The sequence below is a fragment of the Parendozoicomonas verongulae genome (genome assembly GCF_009711465.1).
Lineage (GTDB): Bacteria > Pseudomonadota > Gammaproteobacteria > Pseudomonadales > Endozoicomonadaceae > Sansalvadorimonas > Sansalvadorimonas verongulae.
In genome coordinates, this window is the sequence record NZ_SMME01000505.1 from 1 (window position 1) to 653 (window position 653).

Annotated in this window: 1 protein-coding gene; it reads left to right on the forward strand. The window is 49.5% G+C overall.

The features are described from left to right. Window positions 1-212 precede the first annotated feature (212 nt). The coding region (locus E1189_RS24615) for a hypothetical protein (protein WP_230459925.1) at window positions 213-653 on the forward strand (441 nt) is incomplete at its 3' end.

The following is a 653-nucleotide window of genomic DNA, read 5'->3' on the forward strand; positions in this document are numbered from 1 at the left end:
TTACCGGACAAGACCTGACTTTATTCTTCACACGCTGGTATGTTCCTGTCAGTGAGGAGGCTTATCACCGTGTGGCGGGAAAGGGGTATTCCCATCCCCGCTGGTTGTATCATGATGGTTTATAACTGATCTGGAGAGGCTGACAGGAAGGTTAGACAGTCTGCATTCAGGCCATGATAGATTTTTCCAGCGTATTGGCTGGGAGAATCGTTATGGCTAAATCTGGCTACCGAAAAGTCACCTGTTCTGTCTTCCGAACTCTGTGGCTGGCTCTGTTGGCCTGTGTTGCTTATGAACCATGCTTTGGCATGATTCTGGAAGACCCGGAAGAAAAATACAAAGCCTACATGCCCATGGGAGGTGAGTTTCCCGGCTTTGTCAGCAGTGATGCAGAACGGGTGACGGAGACCTTCTCATTTCAGCTGAAGTCACGGAATTTGTCTTCTTTGCGGATGAGGTTCCCACCACGGCATCAGATAAGCACAGGACTTTATCGGGTACCGGGAGAACCCATCACCATTGAACAGACATCCGTGTCTTATGATCCGTGGGGTCAACGCCCAAGAGTAAGAATCGGGGCGCATACCATAACTTTTACAGAACACGCCCCCGAGAAACTCAAAAGAGTTGGACGTGCTACGGATAGTTTTCAG